The 25,367-nt window shown below is 72.5% G+C and carries 29 protein-coding genes; 10 read left to right on the top strand and 19 right to left on the bottom strand.

Annotated features, from left to right (window positions below):
- Positions 1-103 precede the first annotated feature (103 nt).
- The 7 genes from AB0O21_RS23150 to AB0O21_RS23120 all read right to left on the bottom strand — a co-directional run bounded on the left by AB0O21_RS23150 (position 104) and on the right by AB0O21_RS23120 (position 6,665).
- On the bottom strand, positions 104-820 hold the full coding sequence (locus AB0O21_RS23150) for a DUF3159 domain-containing protein (RefSeq protein ID WP_365173256.1): 717 nt from the start codon (positions 818-820) through the stop codon (positions 104-106).
- A 3-nt stretch (positions 821-823) separates the two neighbouring features.
- Positions 824-1,252 (bottom strand): OB-fold nucleic acid binding domain-containing protein, encoded by a 429-nt coding sequence (locus AB0O21_RS23145; protein ID WP_329378327.1) that lies wholly within the window; start codon positions 1,250-1,252, stop codon positions 824-826.
- A gap of 38 nt (positions 1,253-1,290) precedes the next feature.
- Positions 1,291-1,977 (bottom strand): response regulator, encoded by a 687-nt coding sequence (locus AB0O21_RS23140; RefSeq protein WP_365173254.1) that lies wholly within the window; start codon positions 1,975-1,977, stop codon positions 1,291-1,293.
- Positions 1,974-4,601 (bottom strand): sensor histidine kinase KdpD, encoded by a 2,628-nt coding sequence (locus AB0O21_RS23135; RefSeq protein WP_365173251.1) that lies wholly within the window; start codon positions 4,599-4,601, stop codon positions 1,974-1,976. The genes AB0O21_RS23140 and AB0O21_RS23135 overlap by 4 nt, the downstream gene beginning before the upstream one ends.
- A 162-nt stretch (positions 4,602-4,763) precedes the next feature.
- The gene (locus AB0O21_RS23130) at positions 4,764-5,543 is read right to left on the bottom strand and encodes a DUF3710 domain-containing protein (RefSeq protein WP_365173248.1); all 780 of its coding nucleotides are present in this window, start codon (positions 5,541-5,543) and stop codon (positions 4,764-4,766) included.
- Position 5,544: 1 nt separating this feature from the next.
- Positions 5,545-6,081: a dUTP diphosphatase gene (gene dut / locus AB0O21_RS23125; RefSeq protein ID WP_365173246.1), complete on the bottom strand. Its 537-nt coding sequence runs from the start codon at positions 6,079-6,081 to the stop codon at positions 5,545-5,547.
- A complete protein-coding gene (locus AB0O21_RS23120; RefSeq protein WP_365173244.1) occupies positions 6,081-6,665 on the bottom strand; it encodes a PaaI family thioesterase in 585 nt (194 codons plus the stop codon). Before AB0O21_RS23120 ends, dut begins: the two co-directional genes overlap by 1 nt.
- 58 nt (positions 6,666-6,723) lie before the next feature.
- Between AB0O21_RS23120 and AB0O21_RS23115 the strand changes: the two genes are divergently transcribed.
- Positions 6,724-7,182, top strand: a complete 459-nt coding sequence (locus AB0O21_RS23115; protein ID WP_365173243.1) for a DUF3093 domain-containing protein — start codon at positions 6,724-6,726, stop codon at positions 7,180-7,182.
- On the opposite strand, the gene AB0O21_RS23110 is transcribed toward AB0O21_RS23115, so the two are convergent.
- The 4 genes from AB0O21_RS23110 to AB0O21_RS23095 all read right to left on the bottom strand — a co-directional run bounded on the left by AB0O21_RS23110 (position 7,179) and on the right by AB0O21_RS23095 (position 10,688).
- Positions 7,179-8,087 (bottom strand): hypothetical protein, encoded by a 909-nt coding sequence (locus AB0O21_RS23110; protein ID WP_365173241.1) that lies wholly within the window; start codon positions 8,085-8,087, stop codon positions 7,179-7,181. The genes AB0O21_RS23115 and AB0O21_RS23110 overlap by 4 nt on opposite strands.
- A 12-nt stretch (positions 8,088-8,099) precedes the next feature.
- Entirely contained in the window at positions 8,100-8,396 is a 297-nt protein-coding gene (locus AB0O21_RS23105; protein WP_030036261.1) for a DUF4193 domain-containing protein, read from the bottom strand.
- Between the two features lie 382 nt (positions 8,397-8,778).
- On the bottom strand, positions 8,779-10,029 hold the full coding sequence (locus tag AB0O21_RS23100) for a HAMP domain-containing sensor histidine kinase (RefSeq protein WP_365173239.1): 1,251 nt from the start codon (positions 10,027-10,029) through the stop codon (positions 8,779-8,781).
- Positions 10,030-10,034: 5 nt separating this feature from the next.
- Positions 10,035-10,688, bottom strand: coding sequence for a response regulator transcription factor (locus AB0O21_RS23095; RefSeq protein WP_030008767.1), 654 nt, complete (start codon positions 10,686-10,688; stop codon positions 10,035-10,037).
- Between the two features lie 247 nt (positions 10,689-10,935).
- Between AB0O21_RS23095 and AB0O21_RS23090 the strand changes: the two genes are divergently transcribed.
- Positions 10,936-11,109, top strand: coding sequence for a hypothetical protein (locus AB0O21_RS23090; RefSeq protein WP_365173237.1), 174 nt, complete (start codon positions 10,936-10,938; stop codon positions 11,107-11,109).
- Between the two features lie 242 nt (positions 11,110-11,351).
- Here the strand turns inward: AB0O21_RS23090 and AB0O21_RS23085 are convergent, their stop codons facing one another.
- Both AB0O21_RS23085 and AB0O21_RS23080 read right to left on the bottom strand, forming a co-directional pair.
- Complete coding sequence (locus AB0O21_RS23085) at positions 11,352-12,152, bottom strand: inositol monophosphatase family protein (protein ID WP_365173288.1); 801 nt, start codon at positions 12,150-12,152, stop codon at positions 11,352-11,354.
- Between the two features lie 27 nt (positions 12,153-12,179).
- Positions 12,180-13,337, bottom strand: coding sequence for a ferrochelatase (locus AB0O21_RS23080; protein ID WP_365173234.1), 1,158 nt, complete (start codon positions 13,335-13,337; stop codon positions 12,180-12,182).
- Between the two features lie 182 nt (positions 13,338-13,519).
- On the opposite strand from AB0O21_RS23080, the gene AB0O21_RS23075 reads away from it, so the two are divergent.
- Positions 13,520-14,782: an MFS transporter gene (locus AB0O21_RS23075; protein ID WP_365173232.1), complete on the top strand. Its 1,263-nt coding sequence runs from the start codon at positions 13,520-13,522 to the stop codon at positions 14,780-14,782.
- Positions 14,727-16,061 carry a D-arabinono-1,4-lactone oxidase gene (locus AB0O21_RS23070; protein ID WP_365173230.1) on the top strand — a complete coding sequence of 445 codons (1,335 nt, stop codon included), beginning with the start codon at positions 14,727-14,729 and terminating at the stop codon, positions 16,059-16,061. The genes AB0O21_RS23075 and AB0O21_RS23070 overlap by 56 nt, the downstream gene beginning before the upstream one ends.
- Before the next feature lie 12 nt (positions 16,062-16,073).
- On the opposite strand, the gene AB0O21_RS23065 is transcribed toward AB0O21_RS23070, so the two are convergent.
- Positions 16,074-16,853: a hypothetical protein gene (locus tag AB0O21_RS23065; protein WP_365173228.1), complete on the bottom strand. Its 780-nt coding sequence runs from the start codon at positions 16,851-16,853 to the stop codon at positions 16,074-16,076.
- 528 nt (positions 16,854-17,381) lie between these two features.
- Between AB0O21_RS23065 and sepH the strand changes: the two genes are divergently transcribed.
- The gene (gene sepH / locus AB0O21_RS23060; protein ID WP_365173225.1) at positions 17,382-18,398 is read left to right on the top strand and encodes a septation protein SepH; all 1,017 of its coding nucleotides are present in this window, start codon (positions 17,382-17,384) and stop codon (positions 18,396-18,398) included.
- A 101-nt stretch (positions 18,399-18,499) separates the two neighbouring features.
- On the opposite strand, the gene AB0O21_RS23055 is transcribed toward sepH, so the two are convergent.
- On the bottom strand, positions 18,500-19,345 hold the full coding sequence (locus AB0O21_RS23055) for a sulfurtransferase (protein ID WP_365173223.1): 846 nt from the start codon (positions 19,343-19,345) through the stop codon (positions 18,500-18,502).
- Between the two features lie 177 nt (positions 19,346-19,522).
- Between AB0O21_RS23055 and AB0O21_RS23050 the strand changes: the two genes are divergently transcribed.
- Positions 19,523-20,314, top strand: a complete 792-nt coding sequence (locus tag AB0O21_RS23050; protein WP_365173221.1) for a VOC family protein — start codon at positions 19,523-19,525, stop codon at positions 20,312-20,314.
- Positions 20,315-20,344: 30 nt separating this feature from the next.
- Here the strand turns inward: AB0O21_RS23050 and AB0O21_RS23045 are convergent, their stop codons facing one another.
- A complete protein-coding gene (locus AB0O21_RS23045; protein WP_365173285.1) occupies positions 20,345-20,911 on the bottom strand; it encodes a DM13 domain-containing protein in 567 nt (188 codons plus the stop codon).
- 171 nt (positions 20,912-21,082) lie between these two features.
- On the opposite strand from AB0O21_RS23045, the gene AB0O21_RS23040 reads away from it, so the two are divergent.
- Both AB0O21_RS23040 and AB0O21_RS23035 read left to right on the top strand, forming a co-directional pair.
- Positions 21,083-21,526: a DUF6325 family protein gene (locus tag AB0O21_RS23040; RefSeq protein WP_365173219.1), complete on the top strand. Its 444-nt coding sequence runs from the start codon at positions 21,083-21,085 to the stop codon at positions 21,524-21,526.
- A gap of 21 nt (positions 21,527-21,547) precedes the next feature.
- On the top strand, positions 21,548-21,871 hold the full coding sequence (locus AB0O21_RS23035; RefSeq protein ID WP_365173217.1) for an SHOCT domain-containing protein: 324 nt from the start codon (positions 21,548-21,550) through the stop codon (positions 21,869-21,871).
- 42 nt (positions 21,872-21,913) lie between these two features.
- On the opposite strand, the gene AB0O21_RS23030 is transcribed toward AB0O21_RS23035, so the two are convergent.
- Positions 21,914-22,222, bottom strand: coding sequence for a hypothetical protein (locus tag AB0O21_RS23030; RefSeq protein ID WP_365173215.1), 309 nt, complete (start codon positions 22,220-22,222; stop codon positions 21,914-21,916).
- A gap of 29 nt (positions 22,223-22,251) precedes the next feature.
- On the bottom strand, positions 22,252-22,953 hold the full coding sequence (locus AB0O21_RS23025; protein WP_365173213.1) for a winged helix-turn-helix transcriptional regulator: 702 nt from the start codon (positions 22,951-22,953) through the stop codon (positions 22,252-22,254).
- A gap of 79 nt (positions 22,954-23,032) precedes the next feature.
- On the opposite strand from AB0O21_RS23025, the gene AB0O21_RS23020 reads away from it, so the two are divergent.
- Both AB0O21_RS23020 and AB0O21_RS23015 read left to right on the top strand, forming a co-directional pair.
- Complete coding sequence (locus AB0O21_RS23020; protein WP_365173210.1) at positions 23,033-23,845, top strand: methyltransferase domain-containing protein; 813 nt, start codon at positions 23,033-23,035, stop codon at positions 23,843-23,845.
- An 89-nt stretch (positions 23,846-23,934) separates the two neighbouring features.
- On the top strand, positions 23,935-24,678 hold the full coding sequence (locus AB0O21_RS23015; RefSeq protein ID WP_365173208.1) for an SDR family NAD(P)-dependent oxidoreductase: 744 nt from the start codon (positions 23,935-23,937) through the stop codon (positions 24,676-24,678).
- Positions 24,679-24,760: 82 nt separating this feature from the next.
- Here AB0O21_RS23015 and AB0O21_RS23010 read toward each other — a convergent pair whose 3' ends face one another.
- The gene (locus AB0O21_RS23010) at positions 24,761-25,180 is read right to left on the bottom strand and encodes a hypothetical protein (protein ID WP_365173283.1); all 420 of its coding nucleotides are present in this window, start codon (positions 25,178-25,180) and stop codon (positions 24,761-24,763) included.
- Positions 25,181-25,367 lie beyond the last annotated feature (187 nt).

Genomic DNA, 25,367 nt, shown 5'->3' with positions numbered 1-25,367 from the left:
CGCGGGGGTCCGGGGGCAGAGCCCCCGGCAACGGCGCCGCACCCGCGAACGCCGAAGGGGGCGGGGTGACCAGCTGGTCACCCCGCCCCCTTCGGCGTTCGGCTCAGGCCCCCGGTTTACCGGCGGCCGCCTCCTTGGCCTCCCACTCCGCGATCACGTCGATCGGCGGCGGCGCCTTCGCCAGGAACACCCACGTGAAGTACACCGCGAGCACCATCGGCGGCAGCTTCAGCGCGATCAGCACCCATCCGAGCTGCGTCGCGTCCCCCCACCAGTACAGCGGGAAGAGGATCGCGTACTTGGCGAGGAAGATCAGCCCCCACGCCAGGCTCGCCTTGACGTACGCCTTCTTGCGCCCCGGGTTGCGGGTGCGCCAGGACAGGTTCTCCTTGAACACCGGCCCGAGGATCACGCCCAGCAGCGGGAAGCCCACCAGCGCCGAGACCGTGAAGGCCACGCCCAGGCCGACGCCGTAGATCATGCCCGGCAGGTAGAAGCCCTTGGCGCTGCCCGTGAACAGGGCGAAGGCCACGCCGACGCCCACGCCGAAGACCCCGCTGAAGGCGTGCTTCACCGTGTCCTTGCGCAGCAGTCGGACGATCACCAAGAGGACGGCGACCGCCCCCGCGGCGATGGCGGAGAGCTTCACGTCCTTGTTGATCGTGTAGATCATGACGAAGAGCAGCCCGGGAAGCATCGTCTCCACGGTGCCCCGGATGCCCCCGAAGGCGTCGAACAGCGCCGCCTGTGTCACCGCCTTCTGGTCATCGGAAGGCGCGCCGGCGGGGTCGGGGGTGGTCGGTCTGTCGAGTGACGTCACCGGTCAGTGCTCCTGTCCGAGCGGTCGGAGTTCGTACTTCGGGTTGAAGAGCACCCGACGGCCGTGGCTCATGGAGATGCGCCCGGAGGCGATCAGACGGCGGCCGGGCTCGATTCCCACGATCGAGCGACGCCCGAGCCAGACCACGTCCAGCGCCGCCGAGCCGTCGAACAGCTCGGCCTCCAGGGCGGGAACGCCCGCGCGCGGCCGCAGGGTGACGGTACGCAGCGTTCCGGTCACCTTGACTATCTGACGGTCGTGGCAGTCGCAGATCCGCGTACACCCCGCGGCTTCTGCGTCCTCCTGCAGCTCCGCCGAATGCAGCTCCTCCTGCGAGGTGGACAGCCGCTCTATCATCCGGCGGAACCGGCCCGCCGGCCTGGCCGACCTGGCCGGCTTCGCGGACTTCTCGGGACGCGGTTCAGCACTCATAACAGGAAGCGTACCGGCGCGCCCACCGGCAATCGAAGCTACCGCTCGAAGCGGTACCCCATCCCCGGTTCGGTGATGAAGTGGCGGGGGTGCGAGGGATCGGCCTCCAGTTTGCGGCGCAGCTGCGCCATGTAGACCCGCAGGTAGTTCGTCTCGGTGCCGTACGAGGGCCCCCACACCTCCTGGAGGAGCTGCTTCTGGCTGACCAGCTTGCCGCCGTTGCGCACGAGGACCTCCAGCAGGTGCCACTCGGTGGGCGTCAGCCGTACGTCGCGTCCGTCCCGTACGGCCTTCTTGGCCGCCAGGTCCACCGTGAAGCAGGCGGTCTCCACGACCACCTCGTCCTCGCCGGAGCCGGCGGCCGGCTCGGCCCGGCGGACGGCGGCGCGCAGCCTGGCCAGGAGCTCGTCCATGCCGAAGGGCTTGGTGACGTAGTCGTCGGCGCCCGCGTCGAGGGCCTCGACCTTCTCGTCGGAGGTGTGCCGGGCGGAGAGCACCAGGATCGGCACGCGGGTCCAGCCGCGCAGCCCCTTGATGACCTCGATCCCGTCCATGTCGGGCAGGCCGAGGTCGAGCACCACCACGTCGGGGTGGCGGGCGGCCGCGAGCTCCAGTGCGCTCGCGCCGTCGGGGGCGGCGTCTACCTCGTACTTGCGTGCCTTGAGGTTGATCACGAGGGCTCGGACGATCTGCGGCTCGTCTTCGACTACGAGCACCCGGGTCATTGAGGTCCTGCCTTCTGTCGTTCCAGGTCGATGTCGAGGTCGAGGTGTTGCATGGTCACGTCCGCACCGGGCGGGGTGCTGCGGGCCTCACCGTCCACGGTGACGGTAGTCGGCGGCCGCCCCCGGGCCGCGGCCCGCAGGGTGAGGACCATGGTCAGCCCCCCTCCGGGGGTGTCCTCGGCCGCCAGGGTGCCGTCCATGGCCTCGGCGAAGCCCCGGGCCACGGCGAGCCCGAGGCCCACTCCGGCGCCGCGCGGGGCGTCCCCGTACCGCTGGAAGGGGGCGAAGATCCGGTCCTTGGCCTCGTCGGGCACGCCCGGTCCGCGGTCCACCACCCGCACTTCGACCCGGTCGCCGAGGAAGCTTGCGGCCACCAGCACCGGCTCTCCGGGCGGGCTGTACTTGACGGCGTTCTCCACGACGTTGGCCACGGTCCGCTCCAGCAGCCCCGGGTCCACCGCGACCATCGGCAGCGTCTCGGGCACGTCCAGCAGCACGCTGTCCTCCGGTACGCCGCCCAGCGCCATCGGGACCACCTCGTCGAGGTCGATCTCCCTGATCAGCGGGGTGACGGTGCCGGTCTGCAGCCGGGACATGTCGAGCAGGTTGCCCACCAGGTGGTCGAGCCGGTCGGCGCCCTCCTCGATGCCTTCGAGGAGCTCGGCCCGGTCCTCCTCGGACCAGTCCACGTCGTCGGAGCGCAGGGAGGTCACGGACGCCTTGATGGAGGCCAGCGGCGTACGCAGGTCATGGCTGACGGCGGCCAGCAGCGCGGTGCGGATCCGGTTGCCCTCGGCCAGCCTGCGGGCCTCCTCGGCCTCTCCTACGAGGCGCTGGCGGTCCAGGACCACGGCGGCCTGGGCGGCGAAGGCGCCGAGTACCCGACGGTCCTCGGCGGGCAGCACCCGGCCGGACAGCGCGAGCGCCATGTGGTCGCCGATCGGCATGTCCACATCGGCGTCCTCGGGCCGGTCCACGGGGCGCGGGCCGACGCTGCCGGCCCGCGTCCAGGGCTCGACGTCGCCCGCGCGCTCCAGCAGGGCCACGGACTCCATCGCGAAGGTCTCCCGGACCCGTTCCAGCAGCGCGGGCAGCGCGGTCTCCCCGCGCAGCACGCTGCCCGCCAGGAACGACAGGATCTCGGACTCGGCGCGCAGCCGTGCGGCCTGGTGGGTGCGCCGGGCGGCCAGGTCCACCACGGAGGCGACCGAGACGGCGACCCCGAAGAAGATGGAGATCGCCACGATGTTCTTGGGGTCGGAGACGGTGAACCGGTGCAGGGGCGGGGCGAAGTAGTAGTTCAGCAGCAGTGAGCCGAAGGCGGCCGAGGCGAGGGCCGGCCAGAGCCCGCCGAGGAGCGCCGCCGCCACGGTCAGCGCCAGGAAGAGCAGCATGTCGTTGGCGAGCCCGGGGTCCGCGTCGACGTGGGTGAGCAGCAGGCACAGCAGGACCGGGAGGATCACGCCGACCACCCAGCCGGCGATGATCCTGGTCCGTCCGAGGCGGGCCGCCGAGCGGGCCACGGGCAGCCCGCGCCCCTTGGCGACCTCCCCGTGCGTGACGATGTGCACGTCGAGGTCGGGCCCCGAGTCCCGGGCCACGGTGGCGCCCACGCCGGGGCCGAAGACGTACTGCCAGGCCTTGCGGCGGCTGGAGCCGAGCACGATCTGGGTGGCGTTGACCCCGCGGGCGAATTCGAGCAGGGCGTCCGGGACGTCGTCGCCGATCACATGGTGAAACGTTCCGCCCAGGTCTTCGACCAGGGTCCGCTGGATCGCGAGCTCCTTCGGCGAGGCCGAGGTCAGGCCGTCGCTGCGGGCGATGTACACGGCGAGGATCTCGCTGCCGGAGCCCTTGGCCGCCATCCGGGAGGCGCGCCGGATCAGCGTGCGCCCCTCCGGCCCGCCGGTGAGGCCCACGACGATCCGTTCACGCGCCTGCCAGGTGGAGCGGATGCCGTGCTCGCCCCGGTACTGCTGGAGGTACTCGTCCGCGCGGTCGGCCACCCACAGCAGCGCGAGCTCGCGCAGTGCGGTGAGGTTGCCGGGGCGGAAGTAGTTGGACAGGGCCGCGTCGACCTTGTCGGGCTTGTATATGTTCCCGTGCGCCATCCGGCGGCGCAGCGCCTGTGGCGACATGTCGACCAGCTCGATCTGGTCGGCCCGCCGGACCACCTCGTCCGGCACGGTCTCCCGCTGCCGGACCCCGGTGATCGACTCGACCACGTCCCCGAGGGACTCCAGGTGCTGGATGTTGACGGTGGACACGACGTCGATGCCCGCCCGCAGCAGCTCCTCCACGTCCTGCCAGCGCTTGGCGTTGCGCGAGCCCGGCACGTTGGTGTGCGCGAGCTCGTCCACGAGCGCGATGGCGGGCCTGCGGGCCAGTACCGCGTCCACGTCCATCTCGGTGAAGGCCGCGCCGCGGTAGGCCAGCTCCCGGCGCTCCACCTGCTCCAGCCCGTGCAGCATGACCTCGGTGCGCGGCCGCCCGTGGTGCTCGACGAAGCCGACGACGACGTCGGTGCCCCGCTCCGTCCTGCGGTGGCCCTCGGAGAGCATCGCGTAGGTCTTGCCCACACCGGGTGCCGCGCCGAGGTAGATCCTTAGCTTGCCGCGTCCCATGCGCCCATTCTCAGGGACGTTTGCCCCGTTCACGCACCTTTGGCGGCCCGTGGGCCCATCCCTGACGCAACCCTGACGCGGGCGCCGGAAAGCACCGCGGGCCGTACCCCCAAGGAGTACGGCCCGCGGCCTGAGACGCTCGTCGCTCTCGCGCGGCGGGGGTCAGCGGACCTCGGTGATCTCCGGGCCGCGCTCCAGCTGGCCCATGCCGCCGCCGAAGCGGGAGCCTTCCTGCTCCTCCGTCTGCACGCCGTCCGGCACCATCTGGGCGTCGTTCGGCAGCTTCAGGACGATCGGGTCGCGCGGGGCCATCGGGCCGTCGCCGCGGACGACGACGGTGTCCCGGAAGATCTGCTCCAGCAGGCCGGCCGACTCGGGGCGCACCGCGCCCTGGCCGGAGATGACACCGCGCAGGAACCAGCGCGGGCCGTCGACGCCGATGAAGCGGACCAGCTGGGCGCCGGTCTGCCCGTCCGGGAGCGGTACGGGGACCTGCGCGCGCAGCTCCCAGCCCAGCGGACCCTCGACCTCGTCGATGATGCCGCCCTGCTGGGTGATGCCCGAGGCGATCTCCTCGCGGACCTCGCCCCAGATGCCTTCCTTCTTGGGCGCGGCGAAGGCCTGCACCTGCACGGCGCTGTCGCGCAGCACCACGGTCGCGGCCACGATCGCGTCACCGGCGACCTCGACGCGCAGTTCCATGCCCTCGACACCGGGTACGAGGATGCCGCCCAGGTCGACCCGGCCGTCGGCCGGGTTGCCGGGCACCTCGGAGACGTCCCACGGGCCGTCCGGCCGGGGGGCCGGGGGCAGGTTCACGCGGCGCGGGGCCGCGCCGTCCTGTTCGTCGGCGTCGGCCGCAGCGCCGTTCACGCTGTCGACGACCTGCTCGGCCGCGCCGCCGTCCTTGACGGAGTCGTTCTTCTTGCGACGTCCGAACACGTCACTGTCCTTCCCGGTCGGTTACGACCGAAGCGTAGCCATTCCCACCCTGCTGACCAGCGCCGGATCCGGCCACGGCCGCATGACCGCCGGTGGAGCCGAAACCCCCCTCGGCCCGGGCCGAGCCGGGAAGTTCCGCCACCTCGTGGAAGCGCACCTTCTCGACCCTCTGGACAACCAGCTGGGCAATGCGGTCGAAACGCTCGAACCGGACGCTCTCGCGAGGGTCGAGATTGACCACGATCACCTTGATCTCCCCACGGTACCCGGCATCCACCGTCCCCGGGGCATTCACGAGCGCGAGCCCGCAGCGGGCCGCCAGACCCGAGCGCGGGTGCACGAAGGCCGCGTACCCGTCGGGCAGCGCGATGGACACCCCGGTGGGCAGCACGGCCCGCTCGCCGGGGGCGAGTTCGGCGGCGACCGTGGTCACCAGGTCGCAGCCGGCGTCGCCGGGGTGACCGTACGCCGGGATGGGCACCTCGGGGTCCACGCGGCGGATCAGCACGTCCACCGGGCCATGGTTGTTCAGGGACATCAGGGGTTCACCTCGAAGGCGCGAGCGCGCCTGACCTGGTCCGGGTCGGCCATCGCCGCCTGGATCTCCTCGGGCCGACCGTTGTCGATGAAGTGGTCGACCTTCACCTCGATGAACAGCGCGTCCGCGCGCACGGCGACGGGGCCCTCGGGCCCGCCTATCCGGCCGACCGCACTGCAGTAGATCTTCCGCCCGGCCACGGCCGTGACCTCGGCCTCCAGGTACAGCACGGTGTCCACGGGCACCGGCCGTACGAAGTCGGTCTCCAGCCGGCCCGTCACCGCGATGACGCGCAGCAGCCAGTTCAGGGAGCCCAGCGTCTCGTCGAGCGCGGTGGCCAGCACTCCGCCGTGGGCGAGACCGGGGGCGCCCTGGTGGGCGGGCTTGACGGTGAACTCGGCGCTGACGCGCACGCCCTCGCCCGCCCGGGCCTCCAGCTGGAGTCCGTGGGGCTGGCCCCCGCCGCAGCCGAAACAGTGCTCGTAGTGCGCACCGAGGAGCTCGCCGGGTGCCGGGGCATCGGGGTGCCGGACCGGCGCGGTGGCATCGGCCGGGGGCGTCAACGCTGTGTTTCGTCCACTCACAGCCGCAGACCTTACCCGCGCGGCTACCCGCCGGTCGCCTCGTGGCAGGCTTGGCGGTATGCAGCTCTCCCCCGCGCACCACGACGAACGCCTGACCGCCCCCCGCTCCTGGTGGTTCATCGCCGTACTCATCGGCCTCGCGTGCGCGCTGATGCTGCTGCCGCTGGGCACGCTGCCGCTCCTGGCCGGCCTGGTCGGGGGCACGGCGCTGGCCGGGCTGCTGGTGAGCTCGTACGGGTCCGCGCGCGTGCGCGTGGTGAACGGCGCGCTGGCCGCCGGGGAGGCCCGGATCCCGGTGACGGCCCTGGGCGAGCCCGAGGTCCTCGACGCCGAGGAGTCCCGGGCCTGGCGCACGTACAAGGCCGACACCCGCGCCTTCATGCTGATGCGCAGCTACGTGCCGACCGCGGTCCGCGTCGAGATCACGGACCCGGCGGACCCGACCCCGTACGCCTACGTCTCCACCCGCGAGCCGGAGGCCCTGCGGGCCGCCATCCTCGCCGCGCAGCGGGGCTAGGGGGTATCCGGGCCTTCGAGTGCGGCCCTGGTGGCCTCGGGAAGGGGCTGGGAGGGCTGTTCCAGGGGCGGAAGCTGCGGCAGGGCGTCCCAGGGCACGGCGCGGCTCCGCAGGTCGCGACGGACCTTCTCGGCGAGTTTCCGCGTGTCGCGCCGGTTCATGACCGCGCCCACCGCCGCGCCGACCATGAACGGCATCAGGTTCGGCAGGTTGCGGAACATCCGCTTCATGATCTGCTGGCGCAGCTCGCGCTTCATCTGACCGCCGAGCGCCGCGTTCAGCGTCGTCGGTTTGGTCAGGTCAACCCCGCGCTCCTCGGTCCAGGAGGTCAGGTAGGCGAAGCTGCGGTCCTTGAGCGTGCCGGGCGCGCGCAGCCCGTAGACCTCGTGGAGCTCGGCGATGAGCTTCAGCTCGATCGCCGCGACCCCGGTGACCTCGGCGCTCAGCTCCAGCAGCATGGCGGGCGGGACGGGCAGCATGGCCGCCGCTCCGATGCCGGCGCCGACGGTGGAGGTGCCGTTGGCGGCGCCCGAGATCAGCTTGTCGGCAAGCTGATCGGGGCCGAGGCCCGGGAACTGTGCGCGCAGGGTCGCGAGGTCCCGAACCGGAACGCGCGGTGCGTTCTCGATGATCCTGTCGGCGACGTGCAGGGCGGCGTCCCTGAGGCTTTCGCCGCCCTTGCGCATACCGCTCTTGACGGCTTGCAGCCGACGAGCCCCGGACCTCTGCCGGGACGCCTCGTCGGCCCCTGTGGCCGACGGCACCGCTATCGCGGTGCCGGAGGGCACGGCGGGTCCGCCGGGGGCTCCAGGACCCGTTTCCGGGTCCGTGGTGGCCACCTGCATCTCCGCCGATTCACCACGTTTCAGCAAGCGGCGCTTGCGGAACGGTGTCGAGCCAGCCACGGCCGACGCCTCTCAGTCGCAGTCGCGGCAGATCGGCTGACCGTTCTTCTCTCGTGCCAGCTGGCTGCGGTGGTGCACCAGGAAGCAGCTCATGCAGGTGAACTCGTCGGCCTGCTTGGGCAGGACCCGGACGGCCAGCTCCTCGTTGGAGAGGTCCGCACCGGGAAGCTCCAGGCTCTCGGCCGAGTCGAACTCGTCCATGTCGACGGACGAGGACGACTTCTCGTTCCGCCGTGCCTTCAGCTCTTCAATGCTGTCGTTGTCGACGTCATCGTCGGTCTTGCGTGGGGTGTCGTAGTCCGTTGCCATTGTTCGCTCTCCCCCTCTGGGTGTTAGCGGTGTCTCAGCGCACGTAACGCGCGAGAGGCCGGACTTGTGCCCGACCTGAGGCGGAGATTTTGCCTCACATCAAGGTCTGTTACTCAATCGACACCCAGCCGCACGCCTGAAGAGCCGATTGGCTGGGATGACGACCGGGACCGTACACGGTCCGGGGGCCGTCTTGCACAAACGCCACCCCGTGTATTTCCCGCCATTCAGGGGGCCGGAAACCCGGACTTCCCGGGCTTTCCGGCCTTCCCGGGGTCACTGAACGCACATGGCCGGACACTCGGCACTGTGATCGATCACACAGGAGCGGATGACTTCACAGAGCAATCATTCAGCCAACAGCGAACACGGGGCGGCGGTCTCACAGGGGAAGAGTGACACGCATCACGAGGCCACCGCCCTCCCGGGGCATCGCCTGGATCCTGCCGCCGTGTGCGCGCGCCACGGAGCGCGCGATCGACAGGCCGAGCCCGACACCCTTGTCGCTGCCCGTTCGCTCCGTACGCAGCCGTCTGAAGGGCTCGAAGAGGTTGTCCACCTCGTACGCGGGAACGACGGGACCCGTGTTCGACACCAGGAGCACCGCCTGGCCGTGCTGGGCCTCGGTCGTGACCTCGACCCAGCCACCCTCCGGCACGTTGTACCGGACGGCGTTCTGCACCAGGTTGAGGGCGATCCGCTCCAGCAGCACGCCGTTGCCCTGTACGACGGCCAGCGCGCGCTCGCCGCGGATCTCCACGCCCTTCGCCTCGGCCTCGCCGCGCACCTGGTCGACGGCGCGCGAGGCGACCTCCGCCAGGTCCACCGGCTTGCGCTCGACGATCTGGTTCTCGCTGCGGGCCAGCAGCAGCAGGCCCTCGACCAGCTGCTCGCTGCGCTCGTTGGTGGCGAGCAGGGTCTTCCCGAGCTGCTGGAGCTCGACCGGGGCCCCCGGATCGGAGAGGTGCACCTCCAGCAGGGTCCGGTTGATCGCGAGCGGCGTCCGCAGCTCGTGCGAGGCGTTCGCCACGAACCGCTGCTGGGCCGTGAAGGCACGCTCCAGCCGGTCGAGCATGTCGTCGAAGGTGTCGGCGAGCTCCTTGAGCTCGTCGTCCGGCCCGTCCAGCTCGATGCGCCGGGTCAGGTCGGAGCCCACGACCCGGCGCGCAGTCCGGGTGATCTTGCCCAGCGGCGAGAGCACCCGCCCGGCCATCGCGTAGCCGAAGGCGAAGGCGATGATGCTCAGCCCCAGGAGGGCCATCAGCGACCGGCTCAACAGGTCGTCCAGGGCGTGCCTTCGCTGTTCGAGGACGCACTGGTTGATCGCCGCGGTGAACTGGTCGAGCGGCTGGTTGAGGCCCGAGACCCCGGGGCAGGTGCTGCTGGTGACCCGGATGTCCCGGCCGTCGACGATCGTGTACGGGAGCCCGTTGCCCTCGCGCAGGGCCTGCGCCGCCAGCAGGTAGATGATCGACAGCAGCAGGATGCCGGCGATCAGGAACATCCCGCCGTACAGCAGCGTGAGGCGTATCCGGATGGTCGGCCTCAGCCAAGGGAAGGGACCCTCGGGCTGCTGGCCGGGGTCCCAGGTCGGTTTCGGTGGCGCCGGGGGTGGCGCCGGAGTCGTCGCCACCCGCGTCAGATCCGGTACCCGGAGCCAGGCACGGTCACGATGACCGGCGGCTCCCCCAGCTTGCGGCGCAGGGTCATGACGGTCACCCGCACCACGTTCGTGAAGGGATCGGTGTTCTCGTCCCATGCCTTCTCCAGCAGCTGCTCGGCGGAAACGACGGTCCCCTCGCTGCGCATGAGGACCTCCAGCACCGCGAACTCCTTCGGCGCCAGCTGCACCTCCTTGCCCTCGCGGAACACCTCGCGGCGGTTCGGGTCCAGCTTGATCCCGGCCCGCTCCAGCACGGGCGGCAGGGCGACGGTGGTGCGCCGCCCGAGCGCCCGTACGCGGGCGGTCAGCTCGGTGAAGGCGAAGGGCTTCGGCAGGTAGTCGTCCGCCCCCAGCTCCAGGCCCTCCACGCGGTCGCTGACGTCGCCGGAGGCGGTCAGCATCAGCACGCGGGTGGGCATGCCGAGCTCGACGATCTTGCGGCAGACGTCGTCACCGTGCACGAGCGGAAGGTCCCGGTCGAGCACGACCACGTCGTAGTCGTTCACTCCGACGCGTTCGAGGGCCGCGGCGCCGTCGTACACGACGTCCACGGCCATGGCCTCCCGGCGCAGTCCGGTGGCCACCGCATCGGCGAGCAGCTGCTCGTCCTCGACGACGAGTACGCGCACGTCGTTTCCTTCCTCCGAGCCCGTGAGGGCACACGTGTATTGCGTCGTCCATCCTGCCCGTTTCGCCGGTAAACCGGCTGTAAGGCGCCGCAGGGAGGGGGCGGACGGGGCGGAAGTGAGGATTGGCTCAGGTGGTGAGGTTTCCGGGCCCGGGAGGCTGGGGAGGACGACAGCACACCCCATCCACTCCCTGACGGCGGACAGCCACGTGCCGCCGCCGACCCACGAAGAGGGGGCGAACCCCATCATGGACGCATTCACCGCGGGTCTCCTGCAGCGCATCAGGGCCACGCAGTCGGACCTCAGGCAGGCCCGCGAGACGGGCGACGACTTCCTCGCGGAAGTGGAACAGGCGGAGCTGGAAGACCTCCAGCGCCTCGCCGCCGAGCACGGCGTAGCCGTGTCCGCCCCGGCCTGCTGACCCGAAGCACCATCCCGAACCCCGGCCGCCCCTCGGGCGGCCGGGGTTCGCGCATGTCCGGCCCCTGCCGCGCCGCTTCCGGGGCTCCGCCCCGGACCCCGCGCCTCAAACGCCGGTGGGGCTGGTATTGCCCTCCGGGCAGTCCGTTCCGCCGGACGGGCTGCAGCGGCAAAATCCAGCCTCGCCGGCGTTTGAGGCGCGGGGGTCCGGGGGCAGAGCCCCCGGCAGCGGCGCCGCAGGGGTCAGTCGTGCCAGGCCCCCGCCTCGTCCAGCAGCGGCTGCAGCGAGGCAAACACCGCCGGCGTGGCCGCGAGGACCAGCTCACCCGAAGCGGGCGACCCCGGCCGACCGCCCGTGAGGGCCCCCGCCTCGCGGGCGATCAGGTCCCCCGCCGCCAGGTCCCACGGGTTCAGCCCCCGCTCGTAGTACCCGTCCAGCCGCCCGGCGGCCACGTCGCACAGGTCCAGCGCCGCCGACCCGCCCCGCCGGATGTCCCGCACCAGCGGAATGACCCGCGCCGCGACCTCGGCCTGGCGGACCCGCCGGCTCTGGAGGTACCCGAAGCCGGTCCCGACCAGCGCCTGGTCCAGCGGCGCCGCCGCCCGGCACGCGAGCCGGGCGGAGCCCAGCCACGCCCCGCCGCCCAGCACCGCGTGGTACGTCTCGCCCCGCATCGGCGCGGCCACGACGCCGACCACCGTCTCGCCCTCGTACTCGGCCGCGATGGACACGCCCCAGCTCGGCAGCCCGTACAGGTAGTTGACGGTGCCGTCCAGCGGATCCACCACCCACCGCACCCCGCTCGTACCCGGGGTGTCCGCGCCCTCCTCGCCGAGCAGCCCGTCCTCGGGCCTCCGCTCCGCGAGGATCCCGGTGATCAGCTTCTCCGCCGCGATGTCCATCTCGGTCACCACGTCGATCGGGCTGCTCTTGGTCGCCGCCACCGAGAGGTCGGCCGGCCGGCCGTCGCGGAGCAGCGCCCCGGCCTGCCGGGCGGCCTCCAGACCCACGTCCAGCAGTTCGGCCTTCAGCTCTTCAGAGATCACGGTCCCGCTGCTCCTCTACGTCCCCTACGCGTACGGACTGTCCGCGCCCGCGGCCGCCGGCCGGGGCCCCCGCGCCGGGCAGCAGCCCACGGCGCACAGGTCGTGGCTGGCTCCGAGCAGCCCGAGCGCGCACCGCTCGACGGGCTCGCCCCGTTCGGCCGCGGCCCGCTCCAGCACGAGTTCCCGTACCGCCGCCGCGAACCGCGGGTCGGCGCCGACCGTCGCCGACCGGGCGATCGGCAGGCCCAGCTCGGCGGCCTTCGCGGTGGCCTCCGTGTCGAGGTCGTACAGGACCTCCATGTGGTCCGAGACGAAGCCGATCGGCACCATGACCGCCGCGGGGGCCCCGGCCTCGTGCAGGGCCTCCAGGTGGTCGCAGATGTCCGGCTCCAGCCACGGGATGTGCGGGGCGCCGCTGCGCGACTGGTAGACGAGCTCCCAGGGCAGTTCCGTGCCCGTCTCGGCCCGTACCGCGTCCGCGATCACCTTGGCGACGTCCAGGTGCTGCTTGACGTAGGCCCCGCCCTCGCCGTCCTGCGTGTGCTCCTCGACCGGGCCGGAGGCGTCGGCGGCCGCGGTGGGGATGGAGTGCGTGGTGAAGACCAGGCGGGCGCCGGCCCGGACCGCCTCCGGGAGGGACTCCAGCGAGGCGAGCACGCCGTCGATCATGGGCTGCACGAAGCCGGGGTGGTTGAAGTAGTGCCGCAGCTTGTCCACCTTCGGCAGCTCGGCCACGCCCTCCTCGGCGAGCGCGGCGAGCGCGTCGGCGAGGTTCTCGCGGTACTGCCGGCAGCCCGAGTACGAGGCGTACGCGCTGGTCGCGAGGACCGCGATGCGGCGGCGCCCGTCGGCTGCCATCTCCCGCATCACGTCGGTCAGGTACGGGGCCCAGTTGCGGTTGCCCCAGTAGACGGGCAGGTCCAGCCCGTGCTGGGCGAAGTCCTTGCGCAGCGCGTCCAGCAGCTCGCGGTTCTGGCCGTTGATGGGGCTGACGCCGCCGAAGCCGAAGTAGTGCTGCCCGACCTCCTTGAGCCGCTCGCGCGGGATGCCGCGGCCGCGTGTGACGTTCTCGAGGAACGGCACGACGTCGTCGGGTCCCTCGGGGCCGCCGAAGGACAGCAGCAGGAGGGCGTCATAGGGGGCGGCGGGCCCGCCGGCGGGCGGGAGGAGCTGGTCTGGCATGTGTCGAATCCTGCCACCCGGCGTCCCCGGGCGGGAACCGGCCCGGCCGTGACCCGCCCCGCAGCGCAGGTAAGGTGACCCTAAGTTCCGCGATCCGGAACCCCGCAGAAAGCTTCCCCATGCGTGCGCCCGGTCGGCGGTCGTAACCTGTATGGGCGAATGACGTCCCTTACGGAGGGCCCTTGCCCAGTCCCTACCACGCGATCTTCGCGGCCCCCGGCACCAAAGGATTCAGCGCGGCCGGCCTGATAGGCCGGCTGCCGATATCCATGGTCGGCGTCGGCATCCTCACGATGATCTCCGAGCTCACCGGCCGCTACGCCATGGCCAGCGCCCTCACCGGCACCCTGGCGCTCGCCGCCGCGGTGATCGGCCCGCAGGTCTCCCGCCTGGTGGACCAGTACGGGCAGCGCCGGGTCCTGCGGCCCGCCACCGTGATCTCGGTGGCGGCCGTGAGCGGACTGCTGGTGGCCGCCGCGAACGGGCTGCCGGACTGGACCCTCTTCGTCTTCGCCGCGATCGCGGGGTGCGTGCCGAGCGTGGGTTCGATGGTCCGCGCCCGCTGGACCGTGATCTACCGGGACTCGCCGCGCGAGCTGCACACCGCGTACTCCTTCGAGTCCGTGGTGGACGAGGTCTGCTTCATCTTCGGCCCGATCATCGCCATCGGCCTGTCCACCACCTGGTTCCCGGAGGCCGGCCCGCTCATCGCCGCCGTCTGCCTGATGGTCGGCGTCTGGCTGCTGACCGCGCAGCGCTCCACCGAGCCCGCGCCGCACCCCCGAGACGAGCACGGGGACTCCGCCTCGGCCCTGCGCTCCCCCGGCCTCCAGGTGCTCACGGCCACCTTCGTGGCGACCGGCGCGATCTTCGGCTCGATCGACGTGGCCACGCTGGCCTTCGCCGACGAGCAGGGCCACAAGTCCGCCGCCAGTTTCATCCTGGCCATCTGGGCGTTCGGTTCCTGTATCGCCGGAATCGTCTTCGGGCTGCTGCACCTCAAGGGCCGGACCGAACGCCGCTGGGTACTGGGCATCTGTGCGATGGCCGTGAGTATGATCCCCCTCCTACTGGCCGGGAACCTTCCGTTTCTGGCCGTGGCGCTCTTCGTCTCGGGCCTCGCCATCGCTCCCACGATGATCACCACGATGGCCCTGATCGAGGCGCACGTACCACGCGCGAAGCTGACCGAGGGCATGACCTGGATCAGCACCGGCCTCGCGGTCGGCGTCGCCGCCGGTTCGGCCGTGACCGGTCTGGTCATCGACGCCGCCGGGGCGCGCAGCGGGTACGTCGTCTCCATCTCGGCGGGGGTGGCCGCGGCGGCGGTTGCGTTCGCGGGATACCGCCGGCTGACGAGGCCGGCGCAAGGGGAGGAGCCTTCCAACGATGGCGACGGAGACAGCGGGGACAGCAGGGAAGAACGGACCGGCCGCCTGGCGTAACTGGGCGGGGAACGTCACGGCCACGCCCGCCCGCACCGTGACCCCGGCTTCGGTCGGGGAGCTCCAGGAGGCGGTCCGCAGGGCCGCGCAGGACGGTCTGCGGGTGAAGGCGGTCGGCACCGGCCACTCCTTCACCGCGGCCGCCGCGACCGACGGGGTGCTCGTACGGCCCCAGGCGCTCGCCGGGATCCGGGAGATCGACCGGGCCGCGGGCACGGTGACGGTGGCGGCGGGCACGGTCCTCAAGGACCTGAACGCGGCCCTGGCCGGGGAGGGCCTCTCCCTGACCAACATGGGCGACATCATGGAGCAGACGGTCTCCGGCGCCACGAGCACGGGCACGCACGGCACCGGCCGCGACTCGGGCTCCATCTCCGCCCAGATCCGCGGCCTGGAGCTGGTGACGGCGGCCGGCGAGATCCTCACCTGCTCGGAGAAGGAGAATCCGGAGGTCTTCGCGGCGGCCCGGCTCGGCATCGGGGCGCTCGGCATCGTCACCGCGATCACCTTCGCCGTGGAGCCGATCTTCTTCCTGACCGCCCGTGAGGAGCCCATGGGCTTCGACCGGGTGACGGCCGAGTTCGACCAGCACGTCGCGGAGAACGAGCACTTCGAGTTCTACTGGTTCCCGCACACCGGAAACTGCAACACCAAGCGCAACAACCGCAGCCAGGGCCCCGCCGCCCCGCCCGGACCGGTCAGCGCCTGGATCGAGGACGAGCTGCTGTCGAACGGCCTCTTCCAGGCCGTCAACTCCCTGGGCCGCGCGGTCCCGGCCACCATCCCCTCCATCGCCCGCGTCGCCAGCCGCGCCCTGTCGGCGCGCACCTACACCGACATCCCGTACAAGGTGTTCACCAGCCCGCGCCGGGTGCGCTTCGTGGAGATGGAGTACGCGGTCCCGCGCGAGCAGCTCGTCGAGACCCTGCGGGAGCTGCGCGCCATGGTCGACCGCTCGCGCCTGCGGATCAGTTTCCCGGTGGAGGTGCGGACGGCCCCGGCGGACGACATCACGCTGTCGACGGCCTCGGGGCGCGACTCGGCGTACATCGCGGTGCACATGTACAAGGGCACCCCGTACCAGGCCTACTTCACGGCGGCCGAGCGCATCTTCACGGCGCACGGCGGCCGTCCGCACTGGGGCAAGGTGCACACCCGCGACGCGGCGTACTTCGCGGAGGCCTACCCGCGGTTCGGCGAGTTCACCGCGCTGCGGGACCGCCTCGACCCGGACCGGGTGTTCGGCAACGACTACCTGCGGCGGGTCCTGGGGGACTGAGGGCTCCCGCCGCTACTGCCCCTGCCCCTGCCCCGCCGGCTGCGACGCGTCCCCGCTCGGGGCCGGTGTCGGGGTGGGCGTGGGCGTGGGCGTCGGGGTCTGCTTCGACGGGGAGGGGCCGGTGGTCGGGTCCCCGGAGTCCGAGGTGCTCGGTGCGGGGCTCGGGGTCCGGCCGCCACCGGTCGGGTCCGGGGAGTCCGGGTTGGTCCCGGTCCCCGGGGTCTGCCCGCCCTTCTCGCCCTTGCCGCCGCGCTCGCCCCCGGTGCCCGGTTCGTTCCCGGAGGGGGCGGGGCGCTCCTGGTTCACCTTGTGGGTGCCGCCGGAGAAGATGGTGGCGCCGTCGCTGCTGACGGAGGTTCCGGCGACGGCCTCGTACGTCCCCAGGGCGCCCAGGGAGATGGCGAAGGCGGCGCCCGCGGCCACCGCCGTGCGCTTCCAGCCCCGTACCCGGGTGCCGTGCACGGTCGCCTCGCCGAACTCTTCGGAGGGTGCGGGCACCGGCACCTGCCGGGACTTGGGGCGGGCGCTCTCGCGCAGCTGGTCTCCGGTGCGCCGGAAGAGGTGCTGGATGACGGGTCCGCCGGCGGTGGCGACCACGCTGACCACTCCCGCGCCGAGGATCGTTCCGTAGACGCCCATCTTGGAGGCCAGCAGGGCGGCCGCGACGGTGGCGAGGGAGCTGCCGGCCACCTGAGTCGCGCTCAGGTCCAGCTTCTTCTTCTCCGGCTTCCCCCGGTTCTCCGGGTTCTCCGGGTTCTCCGGTTCGACGTCGTGCGTAGCCTTCTGACCCATCGCCATCCCCTGCGCGTCCTGCCCCTCGCGTGTCCGAATCCCTCAGCGGTTACTGACTGCCGAGCGAAACGGAAAGTTCCGTTTCTGCGGATTGTGTGAAGCAAGACACCCCGAATCGGACACGGATGCAGGTCGGACCCGACGGAGGGCAGGCCAACTCCCGCCGTCCGGGAGAACTTCGGCGGCGCGGCGGTCCACCCAGGTGGCCCGAATGGAGTACTGTGGCGAGCCCTGGGGCCGTCCTTCCTTTCGGATGTCCGGACTCGGGAGAGGGGGCCGGCTGATGGAAAACGGCACTCGAAGACCGGTGATGCCGCGGTATCGCACGGGCTCCTGCTGCGCACAGTAATCACTCGGTCACTGTGCGTGCCCAACAGGTAACCGTGCCATAACGGCGATCAAGGGCGCATGCCCGACACGCCGGTTTAACTCGGCAAGGTTGTGGCAGGCTGCACCCGGGCAGGCCACACTCGACTAGCGGAAGCAGCGACGCACGTGACGTCGGCAGGCACCACCCGGGAGGTCCCCATGCCCGAACTGCGTGTCGTGGCCGTCTCCAATGACGGCACACGACTGGTGCTCAAGGCTGCGGACAGCACGGAGTACACGCTTCCGATCGATGAGCGGCTTCGGGCTGCCGTGCGCAACGACCGCGCGCGCCTGAACCAGATCGAGATCGAGGTCGAGAGCCACCTCCGCCCCCGCGACATCCAGGCCCGCATACGGGCCGGTGCCTCCGCGGAGGAGGTCGCTCAACTCGCCGGCATCCCCGTCGACCGCGTACGCCGCTTCGAGGGCCCCGTGCTCGCCGAGCGCGCGTTCATGGCCGAGCGGGCGCGCAAGACCCCGGTGCGCCGCCCCGGCGAGAACACCGGGCCGCAGCTCGGCGAGGCCGTGCAGGAGCGGCTGACCCTGCGCGGGGCCGAGAAGGAATCCGTCCAGTGGGACTCGTGGCGCCGCGACGACGGCACCTGGGAGGTCCTCCTCGTCTACCGGGTCGCTGGTGAGCCGCACTCGGCGAGCTGGACCTACGATCCGCCGCGCCGGCTGGTCGTGGCCGTGGACGACGAGGCCCGCTCCCTGATCGGCGAGGCGGAGGACCTGCCGGCGGCGCCGGAGCCGAGCTTCCCGTTCGTGCCGAGGATCGCGCGGCTGCCGCGCGACCGCCCGCTGGACCGCGCCCTCGACCGGCAGCTGGAGCGGCCCGCGCCGCCCCCGCCGGAACCGGAGGAGGAGCGCGACACGCTGACCAGCCTGCTGGAGGCCGTCCCGAGCTTCCGCGGCGACCTGGTGGTCCCGGAGCGCACCGATGCACCGGCCACCGAACCGGAGGTGGAGGAGCCCCCGGCCCCGGCCGCCTCGGCGGGCGCGGGAGCCGCGTACGCCGATGTGCTCATGCCCCGCACGGTGGCGGGCCACCGCGACCGCCTGACCGGCACCACCGACCGCCAGGCCGAGGCCGACGGGGTCCGGCCGGGCCGCCGCGCGGCGGTGCCCAGCTGGGACGAGATCGTCTTCGGCACGCGGCGCAAGAAGCAGGAGTAGCGCGGGAGCGCCATGGCAGTCGGACCGCCGCCGCCGGGGCAACCCGGCCGGCGGTCCGACTGCTGTGCGGGGGAGCAGCCGGGGCCGCCGACGGGCCGGTGCTACTGCGGGTCCGGCCCGGTGGCCACCGGGCGGGCCGGGTCCGAGGACCACTCCGACCAGCTGCCCGCGTACAGGTCGGCCTCGATGCCGGCCACCGCCAGGGCGAGGACCTCGTGCGCTCCGGAGACCCCCGAGCCGCAGTACACGCCGACCGCGGTGCCCTCCGAGGCGCCGAGCCCCTCGAAGCGGGCGCGCAGGGCGTCCGCCGGGCGGAAGCGGCCGTCCTCGGTCACGTTCTCACTGGTCGGGGCCGACACGGCGCCCGGGATGTGGCCGCCGACCGGGTCGATCGGCTCGACCTCGCCGCGGTACCGCTCCCCCGCCCGGGCGTCCAGCAGCAGCCCCGCCCGCGCCCGCGCGGCCGCGCCGTCCGCGTCCAGCAGCCCGACCGCGCCCACAGTTGGCTTGAAATCGCCCTCGACAGGAGTCACCTCGTCGGCCGATACCGCGCCCCCGTCCGCCGTCCACGCCGCCAGGCCCCCGTCCAGGACCCGCACGTTCGGGTGACCCGTCCAGCGGAGCAGCCACCACGCGCGGGCGGCCGCCCAGCCCTGGCCGCCGTCGTACACGACCACGGGCCCGTCGGAGGTGACGCCGGCCCGCCGCATCACCGCGCCGAAGGCCTCCGGGTCGGGGAGCGGGTGGCGGCCGCCGGCCCCGGGCGGACCTGCCAGTTCGCGGTCGAGGTCGACGTACACGGCGCCCGGCAGGTGCCCGGCCTCGTAGGCGGGCCGCTGGTCGGGGCCGCCCAGCTGCCAGCGGATGTCCAGCAGCACCGGCGGCCGGGAGCCGGCCAGCTCGGACTTCAGGTCGGCGGCGGAGAGGATCGCAGAATTCGCAGTCATGCGGGCCATCTTCCTCCCCGTCCGGCGCCCGCGTAACACGCCCGTCACCAGCCGGGCGCACCGATCCGGTCATCTCTGTCCCCGAGCCCCTCCAAGCGGCCCGGTCGGGGCGCGCCGGGCCCTTCGGAGTGGAAGCATCAGCACCGGATCGGCGACTCGACGGAGGAGACGGCTGACATGACCGAGGCAGCGGCAGCGACCCGGCACACCCCCGGCACCCCGTGCTGGGTGAGCCTCATGGTGCACGGCCTCGGGACGACCGAGGACTTCTACGCCGACCTGTTCGGCTGGGAGTACGTGCCCGGCCCCGAGCAACTGGGCCCGTACGTCCGGGCCGTACTGAACGGCCAGGAGGTGGCCGGGATCGGCGAGATGCCGCCGGACCGGCATCTTCCGGTGGCCTGGACCACGTACCTCGCCACCGACGACGCCGACGCGAGCGCCGAGGCGGTCCGCTCGTGCGGCGGCACGGTGGCGGTGGGCCCGCTGGACGGCGGCGATGCCGGGCGGGTGGCGATCTGCTCCGACCCGCTGGGCGCGATCTTCGGGCTGTGGCAGGCGCGGAGCCACATGGGCACCCAGCGGCCCGGCCCGCCCGGCACCCCGGTGTGGAACGAGCTGATCACCCAGGACACCTCGACGGTCGGCAAGTTCTACGAGCACGTCTTCGGCCACGAGGTGCAGACCCACGCCACGGGCCCCGACGACTTCGACTACCTCACCCTCCAGCTGGGCGGGCGCCCGGTGGCCGCCGTGCACGGGGTCGGCCGCTCGCTGCCGCACGACCGGGGCCCGCACTGGATGGCCTACTTCGAGGTCGAGGACACCGATGCGGCCGCCGCCCGGGTCGTGGAGCTCGGCGGGCGCGTCGTCGAACCGCCCCGCGAGGGCATCAAGGGGCGGGTGGCCACGGTCGCGGATCCGGAGGGCGCGGTGTTCACCGTCGTGGCCTCGCGGCGCGGGGACTGACCCGCACCACGAGCCCCTCGGTACGTCCGCTCACACCTTGCCGAGGGCCGCCGCGCCGAAGGAGACGTCGAAGCGGTCGCACCAGATGGTGACGCTGCCGTAGTCGCCGGGGTTCACGCCGGCCGGGATCTCGTAGTTCTGGTCGCCCTTGTTGCCCTTGAGCTTGCCGAGGCTGACGTACTTGCCGTCGTCGAAGACGCGCCAGCCGGCCACACCCTCCTTGACGGGTGCGTCGGTGAGCCAGACGCGCAGGTCCGGGCCGTTGCTGGTGTCCAGGTTCTCCAGGCGCAGGGTGTGGGAGCCGTCGGCGAGCCGGACGAGCTTCACCGTGCCGGTGGTCGTGTGCTCGTGGCTGATCAGACTGCCCTGCGCGATGGTCAGCGGCCCGGCGGCCGCGCCGGAGGGTGCCGTGCGGGGCGTCCCGGCGGCGGCCGAGGCCGCGGGGGCCGCCGGGGCGGACGGCAGCGCCTCGTGGACGGTGTCGTCCTGCCAGAGCTTCCACGGCTGGAACCAGTACAGCCCGGCTCCCAGCACCACCACCGCCACGATTGCCGCGGCCACCACGACCGGGCCGCGCCGCCGCCCCGTACCTGCCATCACGTGTGCCTCTTCCTCGCTGGTCTGCGTACTTCGCATTCAACGCGGCGCACCCGGCGCACGCCATGCCCTCCCTCATGACGAAAGGCTTACGCCGTCACGATGCGGGCTGGGAAATGATCAATAGAATGATATTTGTCCGTTTCGTCATCTCGGGAAGGCGGCTCACTCATGTCCACTGGCCTTGTGCCCGACACGGTCGGCCCGGTGGATGTCGCCGTGGTCGCCTTCGAAGGCAACCAGTTCAACGGCGACGTCGCCCCGGCCCTGCGCGAACTGCAGGAGAGCGGGGTCGTGCGGATCCTCGACCTGACGTTCGTGAGCAAGGGACCGGACGGCTCCGTCACCGTGGTGGAGCTCGACGACGCCGCGGTGGACGAGGCGTTCCGCCGGGTCACCGGGGAGGCCTTCGACCTGCTCAGCGACGAGGACCTCGGCATCGTCGCCGAAGGCCTGCCGGCGAACTCGTCGGCGCTGATCTTGGCGTGGGAGAACGCCTGGGCGTCGCGGCTGACCACGGCGATGCGGGAGTCCGGCGGGCAGCTCGTCTTCATGGAGCGGATCCCGCGGAGCGACGTCGTACGGGCGATCGAAGCCCTGAACCAGGAGGGTTGAGCCGTGGTGTTGGGTCGGAGGATGGGACGGCCGGGGCTGCTGGGCACGATGGCGCGCACGGCCGTCGTGGCGGGCACGGCCACCGCCGTGTCGGGCCGGGTGCAGCGCAAGGCCGCGGAGCGCGCGGAGCAGAAGGAATTGGCCGCCGAGGCCCAGCAGCAGCAACTGGTGGACCAGGCCGCCGCCCAGGCGGCGGCCCCTCCCCCGCCCCAGGCGGCGCCCGCGGCGCCGGCCGCGAGCGACCGGATCACCCAGCTCACCCAATTGGCGGAACTGAAGGCGCAGGGCATCCTTTCGGAGGCCGAGTTCGCGGCGGAGAAGGCCCGCATCCTCGGCGGCCCGTGACGAAGGGCCGACCCGGCTGACCGCGCCCGCCGGCCGGGCCGGTCAGCCGGGCCTGCCGGACGGCGACGGCCGCTGGGCGCGGGTGATCAGGACCAGGCCGAAGAGCAGCCCCACCGCGCCCGGCATGATGAAGAGGCTCTGGTACGAGGAACCGGCCGGCAGCAGACCGGCCGACTGGACGCCCAGCGCGGCCGCGATCAGCAGCTGCGCCCAGCCGAACAGCCGCGTCCGGACGATGTGTTTGCGCTGCCGGGGCAGCAGCCATCCCGAGGTGAGCGCGGCGGTACCCGCGACCGCCAGGAGCAGTGCCACGACAGCCATCGGTATGAAGAAGTAGACAGCGGATCCCATGGCGGGATTCTCCCTCCTCCACGCGGTGTTCAGGAGTCGGGGTCCGTCAACGAGGTGTCAAGATCCCCGGCGGGAGCGCGCCAGGCGAACCAGGAGGGGAACGCGGCGACGAGCTCGGGGTCGCCGTCGATCCGGACGTGCCCGGACCGGCGCGCGGCCGCCAGCGTGGCGGTGCCCGCCACCACCCGGTGCAGCTCGGCCAGATCGGCGCTCACCCACACGTCGACCTCGTAACCGGGGTGCACGCGGCAGGCGCTGACATCGTCCCCGGGCGACAGGACGAGCCACACGTGCTCGTCGGGCACCCCTTCGAGCCGCAGCGCGAACTCCACGACCACCCGCACCCGGGGCAGCGCCCCGGAGCGCACGAACTGCCTCAGCCGCCACAACACCCAGCCGCCGTCCAGCTGTTCGCGCGTGGGATCGCCGAAGGACCAGCGGCGCGCCCAGTCGCCGAGCTGCCAGACGAGCGGTTCGAGGGCGGCGCCGGCGGGCGTCAGGCGGTACGCGGGGCGGCCGTCGGCGTCCAGGGCGCGCATGATCAGCCCGTGGGCCCGCATCCGGCGCAGGCGCGCCGACAACAGGCTGCGGCTGATGCCGGGCAGCCCGCGGTGGATGTCGTTGAACCGCTCGGAGCCCAGCAGCAGCTCGCGCAGTACGAGCAGCGTCCACCGGTCGCCGACCGCGTCGACCCCCGCCGTGACCGGGCAGTACTCGATCCCCCGCCGCATCCCCGCCCCCTCCGCTCGGCCCCGACCGGTCCATTTCTTGTACCGGCGCCGCGCGGACCGAGCATAGGAGGCTCGGTCCGTGACCACTTCGTCAGCCACCTCCACCTGGGCCGCGGGCGACTACCCCGCGATGGCCCGCCGGCTCGCCCCGGCCGCCGAGCGGGCCGTCGCGGCCGCCGAGCCGGGCCCCGGCACGACCGTCCTCGACGTGGGCTGCGGCACCGGCAACGCCGCGCTCGCCGCAGCCCTCACCGGCGCGGCCGTCACCGCGGCCGACCCGACGCCGCAGCTCCTCGCGATCGCCGCCCGGCGGGCACGGGAGGCGGACCTCCCGATCGCCTTCCAGACCGCGGACGCCGATCACCTCACCGGCACGTACGACCGCGTCCTGACCGTCTTCGGAGCCATGTACGCCCCCGACGCGGCCCGGGCCGCCGACGCCCTCGCCCGCTGCTGCGCCCCGGGCGGGCGGATCGTGACGGCCGCCTGGACACCGGACGGCTTCATGGCCGCCGCCAACCGCGCCATGGGCGCGTACCTCCCGCCCCCGCCCGCCGGCGCGCAGCCGCCGACCCGCTGGGGGGACGAGGCGTTCCTGCGCGGCCTGTTCCCGGGCCACGCGGTCACCACGACCACCGAGCGCGTCCGCTTCACGTTCGACTCACCGCTCGCGGCGGCCGAGTTCTGGGTCCGTACGGCAGGACACGTCCAGGCCGAACGCGCCCGCCTCCAGGCCGAGGGCGCGTGGCCGGCGCTGCACCACGACCTCGCGGCGGTGTTCACCGAGTGGAACCGGGCCGCCGGCCCGGGCACGGATCCGGACGTACGGGTCGATGCGGCGTACCTGCTCGCGGTGGTCCGACCGGTCCCGGACGCGGTCAGGCGTGGTTGACCGGGAGGACGTCCGGGGAGAGGGCGCCCGCGTGGGCCGCGGCGCTCGTTCCGGTGGTCTCGCTACGCCACGGCCCCGAAGGCGGAGAAGTGACCGCCCTGATCACCGGAGCCACCGAGGGCATCGGCCGCGCCTTCGCCCGCGCGCTCGCCTCCGAGGGTCGAACCATCACCGCCGTCGCCCGCACCGAGCAGCGCCTGCAAGCCCTCATGACCGAACTCGGCCCAGGCGGACACGACTACCTCGTGGCCGACCTCACCACCCCCGAAGGAGTGCGCACCGTCGCGGACGCATTGAAAGCCACCCCCTACGACCTACTGATCAACAATGCCGGCCTCTCCCTCTCCGGCCCCTTCGCCTGCACCCCACTCGACCAGGCGATGCCCCTGCTCCGCCTGAACTGCGAGGCGGTCGTCACCCTCGCCCACGCCTTCCTCGCCACCGCCCGCCCCGGAGCTGCCCTGGTCAACGTCGCTTCCACCCTCGCCTCCGCCCCGAAGCCCGGCCAAGCCGTCTACAGCGCGACCAAAGCGTTCGTCACGTCCCTCTCCGAGGCGCTCTGGTACGAACAAAGGCCGCGCGGCGTCCATGTGATGGCCCTCTGCCCCGGCCCGACGGCCACCCGCCCCGGCCTCCACGCCGACACCCCGACCGCCTTGGTCCAGACCCCCGAGGCCGTCGTCACCAGCGCCCTCGCCGGCCTCCGCCGACGCCGCCGGCCCGTCGTCGTCCCCGGCCGGGCGAACACCCTGCTCGCCGCGGTCGCCCGGATCCTCCCGCGTACGACAGCCGTCTCCCTCCTCGCCGATCATGAGGCCCCGCATGACAAATGATCAGCCTGGCCGTCGGGCGACCTCAAGCGGCGGATCGTGAAGGGGCCGTCAGGAGGTCGTCCAACGCTTCCGCAGAGGATGGTCAGGCGTGGTTGACGGGGAGGACGTCCGGGGAGAGGGCGCCCGCGTGGGCCGCGGCGCTCGTCATCCGCTTGCGGTGGTGGCGGCGGCAGAAGACCTCGACCTGGAGCTGCTCCAGGCGGTCCGCCAGCTCGATCAGGCGCTGCGAGCCCGGGAAGAGCTTCGTGCGGAAGTCGGTGGTGATGCCGAAGGCGAAGACGTCCAGCACGAGGTCGTCCACGATCACGTAGTCCGCCTTGCCGCCCTTCGAGAGCTGGTCGACCAGGTGGGCATACAGGTCCATGCCTTCCGGCGCCTCGACCGCCTCCGTCACCAGCCCGAGGCGGGAGGACAACTTGCCCTCGCCCGCCCGGTCGTCGCGGGTGAAGATCACGCCCTGGAGCCCCCGGTCGTCACGGTTGTGGGCGATCTGGAGCGCCAGGGTCCTTGCGCTTGGGCATCCACCATTTGTGAGGAGCGAGCGTCGCTACGTCACCGCCCCCGCCGACCGTGGCCTCGGCACCCCCGCACCGACTGGCGCAGAGACTTGATATTGACCCCAAGCTCCCTTCGCGACTGAGTTGACGGTCCGTCCGCTGGACCGTCCCAGCTCGACCGCGTCCCGCTTG

The organism is Streptomyces sp. NPDC091371 (genome assembly GCF_040684275.1).
Taxonomy (GTDB): Bacteria; Actinomycetota; Actinomycetes; order Streptomycetales; family Streptomycetaceae; genus Streptomyces.
This window is presented reverse-complemented; position numbering and strand designations above follow the sequence as displayed.